The following is a 4,247-nucleotide window of genomic DNA, read 5'->3' on the forward strand; positions in this document are numbered from 1 at the left end:
TTTTCAGAGGCACTCAAGCAATTAAATAAGGATTGCCACGAGTGCTTGTAGCTTATTAGCAATTGTGGGGATCCCTCAGGATTTGACCCCATTAGAAAATAACGTGATGATTATTTATAAATAATCGCCATCAATATAAAATTGCGGAATAAAGTCTGATCGTACGTTTAGTTCGTTACCAAGGTCTTTTGCCATACATGCTAAACCGAGCAAATTAATTGGCATATAAAAACTAGGTTGTTGGTACCCAGGATCACGATGACGCTCACAATACTTCCAATTTTCAGTTAGTGCACTTGCTAATGCCTCACTTGGAGTTGCTTCTGACTTTGTAGTAAACGAAATAATAAAATCTGATTTTGCACCTGTACCGTACGCAACCCACGGCTCTTTTTTACCGCCTTCAATCACTTCGTCCATTAACTTATTGAGGACTTCAATACCCTTTGGACCTGATTCACGACGATGAATACACTGTATTAACTCGGTTAATAAATACTCTGCCTCAGGACTTTTAGAAGAACACTTTCGCATTAATGACACCGGAAATTCAACCAAGCTGTCCATCGCGTCATAGTCACGCACTATTGCTGCTGCAAAAAAAGCTTCTTGCCAACGCATCGCATGTAATCCACCATTTTCTAATAAACCTAAGCCGTTGTAGGTGGCATCTAATATGTCGTCAATCACGATATGCTGCTCTTTTTCAGGCTCTCGACCTAGCCTAAAAATAGCCTCACCGGCTTTTGCTACTATTTTTAATGCTTTTATGGATTTTTTCTTGTTTTCCTCCGTTAAATCAAACGACCACCACTGGCAGATTTTGATTGCATCTCCCATTAAGTAAATTAAATTTTCTTTTTTGATTGGTAAATCTTCAATCACTTCATTGTACGCCTCTTCAAAGCGTTCAGTATCATGCTCTAAAAGCGTAGGTTCATAACCGCGTGTTATGTTAATCATTAGATTTTCCTTCTTTACTGGCTTTTTTTCTATTTTCAAATTGCTTCATCGTGGTTGAATCATTTTTAATACTCGAGTCAGGGTTTAACTTAGTGCTTGCATGCCAATACTGAAGCTGACTTTCATCTTTTGTTTCGTTATTTTTTGCTCTTCGTAGTTTTTTTCCAACTTCTTGCTGCTTAAGTACATTAGCTATTTTTTTCTCTTCGTCGGTGAGGCCTTTTTTATCATTATTTTTTAATTTTTCTTTGACGGCTTTGATCTGTTTGGCAGTTGTGCCCTTTGGCATGTCTTTATCAGCCATCTGCTCAATAGTACTATTTCTATATTCTGTTGTACCTTGTTGGTCAATAATCCCTGGAGCGCCTTTTTTATAACCTAACTCAGCTGAGCCACCTTTGGCCTCAATTATAATTAAGTTTCCATCATCGTCTTCAAAAACTAAATCAAAATCGCCCGGTTGTGAGCCAGCTGCAAGTAAATCTTCTAAGCTGTCCCCTGGGTAAATTAGTTTTGCATTATTAAACTTAGCACTGTTAGTAACAGCGTAAAAAGCAGCAACTTCGCCTATTTTGGCTGATTGTGAGTTAACGCCATCTTCACCACTGTTTATTTTATTCCATTCATCTTTGTCTTCTACCTTGTCGTACTTCTCACGTTCCTTGATACATTCAACACGCTTAGCCCGATGCTCTTTTAACTTTTCTTCTGTCTCGTCATCATGTGGGAACTCGAATTCTTCACCACTGTACTCCCTCGGATTAACTTTTACATCAAGGTTAATGACTAGCGAGTTAGTGTCGGTTTCATCTCCACGACCATTTTTCCAGCCTGCAATAACATCAGCAATAGGCATAGTAAGTGTTTGAACTATATCTTGTCGACTCCATGTTATTTCATTGGTATTAACGTTGACACTGGCTTCGTTGAAGTAACGACTTGGTGAATAACTTTTTGTATCAGTTGGGTTGTGAGCTCTAACTTTAAGGGTTGCCGAGTTAATATCTTTATCATCACCTTTTAGTAAATTAAATAGCTCTGCTTGCTCACTCTCTGATAAGCCATGCTCTTCTGCGGCCAGTATTTCTTTTAACTTTCTTTGCCCTTCCTCGCACAAGAACCCAAACGGGTCAACCCAGTTAACCGGATTAGGTGCATATTGGTAATGGTTTATGCCGCCCACTAAACCAACAGGGTCTTGGTTTATAAAGCGTTGTTGTCTAGGGCTGTAGTAACGATGGCGATTATAATGTAAGCCGCTTTCCTCGTCTAAATATTGGCCCTGAAAACGGATTGGCTGAGTAAAGGTATTATTTACAGTAGATTCAGCGTCTAGTTTTGGCTCTTCGTAACCATATGCGTCGGCTTGGTTTTCCCACACGACTTGTGCGCTTTTGTTAGTAACAAAACGCGGCGTGTTAAGCTGATCTAGGTGGTAGTAGTACACCTCACCTTTTTTAATCAGTGCTACTGGATGAAATTGATTAGGTAAGTTTATATACCACGTATATTCACCGTTTTGGCATTCGCCAATTAATTGGTTAATATCCCAAATGTAGTCAATTTCACCGTGTTCAGAACCAAACTGGACAGCCACTTTAATTGAACAAACAAAACTGTGCCACTAAATTTGCTTTTCAGGTTCAGAATTAATCTTTTATTACTGGGTCGCTTTCATTTCATCTATTAAATAAGTCATTGTCAACCAAACTGGACAGCCACTTTAATTGAACAAACAAAACTGTGCCACTAAATTTGCTTTTCAGGTTCAGAATTAATCTTTTATTACTGGGTCGCTTTCATTTCATCTATTAAATAAGTCATTAGCCCTATTAAACCTGAATTATGCGCATGAGAATATCTGCATAATTGCAGTTTTAATTTTACTGAATGGTTTTTAATTTATGCGAGTAGCTTTTCGCAGTTGCTAATATTTGATCGCCGCTTTCTGTTTAAGTTTTCACAGTAACTTGCTTGTGAAGTTGGTCTACCTACTGCGCCATGAAATACGCGCGTAAATTGGGTTGTAAGCTTTAACCAGTTTTCGGGGGATATATTCACTCTTTCTAGCAAAGGCAAGTGTGTACTTTCAATATACCCTCGCTTGTCTTCTCGTATACAACGGCCTGTTAATTCAACAAGTTCAAGGTACGATTTAAGCTCAAACGGTAGCCCTTTGGGCATTATTTGGCGTGGCATGCCTGCAAAGCGAAGAAGTTTTTTTGGTTGTTTTCCATCCTTTGCGTGTGTTAAACGTTCTTGAACACTGGTATGGTCTGACTCTTCTGGGGTGTTAGCCATTTTCGCTCTAATTGGGTTTAAATCGACATACGCCATACAGGCGGCAAGTGCGGCTTCATCTAATAATGCTTGGGACGTAAAACGCCCCTCCCAAAAACGGCCAGTGCAGTTATCTTCTTTGTTCGCTCTGCGGGCTATATCTTCATTTAGTAACCGCATAAACCAGCTAATACTTGATAAGCGCTCGCGGTATTGGTTTACTGTTTGGTTAAAAAAGACAAGTTCAGCTTTACTTAGCTTTTCGCCCTGTATGTATTTTTGTGTAAGAGCGGTGCCTTTACACAGCTTATGCCAACGAATAACAATCGCTTTATCATGTAGTCTGTTTGCTTTTTTATCATCAACATACAGTACTAAATGAGTGTGGTTGCTCATAACAGCATAAGCGCATACATCAATACAAAATATCTTAGCTAATTCAAGTAGTTTGTCTTCAACCCAGCCTCTGCGATGCTCGTAAGATTGACCAGTAAAATGGTCTTCGCCACATAAAAAAGCACGGCGAACGCAACGTGAAATACAGTGGTAGTATTTTGTATCAACCAAACTTATTTGACGTTTTCTTGCAATAGCCATAAAACACCTGCTCACTTTTCAGACTAATTAAAATTTAGTCATTAACCTTAGAAAGTGCAAATTTAGGTTGGGTGTCTAGTTTATTTTCTGTTTAATTTTTGAGTGGGTGCTATGAGGGAAAGAAGTGAATTTAAAGCGGTTTGTACTGCTTTTACATCGTCTGGCTTATTTGCGCCGCCAATTCCTACCGATTGGATTAATTTCATTGCTGGCATCGAAGAGTCCTTTTCTTTTGTGTTATGTTGTTTAAGTACAACGTGTTAGTAGTAAATTAACACCCACTATTTAAAGTGGGTGTCTTTGTTATTTTCCAGCCGATCATCGTCACAGATGCAGGATTTCGCAATCCTTGGTTTAAGTTAGTGCTTAAATTTGGTTGGGATTTTGTAGGCAGAGTGAGGCATCAA

At 38.9% G+C, this 4,247-nt stretch carries 4 protein-coding genes; all 4 read right to left on the reverse strand.

Translation table 11 applies throughout. From position 1 onward, the window contains the following. Positions 1-114 precede the first annotated feature (114 nt). Positions 115-963 (reverse strand): immunity 49 family protein, encoded by an 849-nt coding sequence (locus tag GQR56_RS20930; RefSeq protein ID WP_166115274.1) that lies wholly within the window; start codon positions 961-963, stop codon positions 115-117. Then, the gene (locus GQR56_RS21670; protein ID WP_346775787.1) at positions 956-2,560 is read right to left on the reverse strand and encodes an RHS repeat-associated core domain-containing protein; all 1,605 of its coding nucleotides are present in this window, start codon (positions 2,558-2,560) and stop codon (positions 956-958) included. Before GQR56_RS21670 ends, GQR56_RS20930 begins: the two co-directional genes overlap by 8 nt. Positions 2,561-2,865: 305 nt before the next feature. Continuing rightward, a complete protein-coding gene (locus tag GQR56_RS20940; RefSeq protein ID WP_166115275.1) occupies positions 2,866-3,840 on the reverse strand; it encodes a transposase in 975 nt (324 codons plus the stop codon). Positions 3,841-3,920: 80 nt separating this feature from the next. Continuing rightward, positions 3,921-4,055 (reverse strand): hypothetical protein, encoded by a 135-nt coding sequence (locus GQR56_RS21675; RefSeq protein ID WP_269435959.1) that lies wholly within the window; start codon positions 4,053-4,055, stop codon positions 3,921-3,923. Positions 4,056-4,247 lie beyond the last annotated feature (192 nt).

It is taken from the genome of Pseudoalteromonas sp. Z9A5 (assembly GCF_011378875.1).
Lineage (GTDB): Bacteria > Pseudomonadota > Gammaproteobacteria > Enterobacterales > Alteromonadaceae > Pseudoalteromonas.

Excerpts from the sequence above, each read along its gene's own strand:
- GQR56_RS20930 (WP_166115274.1), bottom strand. The coding sequence starts at position 963 with ATGATTAACATAACACGCGGTTATGAACCTACGCTTTTAGAGCATGAT.
- GQR56_RS20940 (WP_166115275.1), bottom strand. The coding sequence starts at position 3,840 with ATGGCTATTGCAAGAAAACGTCAAATAAGTTTGGTTGATACAAAATAC.
- GQR56_RS21675 (WP_269435959.1), bottom strand. The coding sequence starts at position 4,055 with ATGCCAGCAATGAAATTAATCCAATCGGTAGGAATTGGCGGCGCAAAT.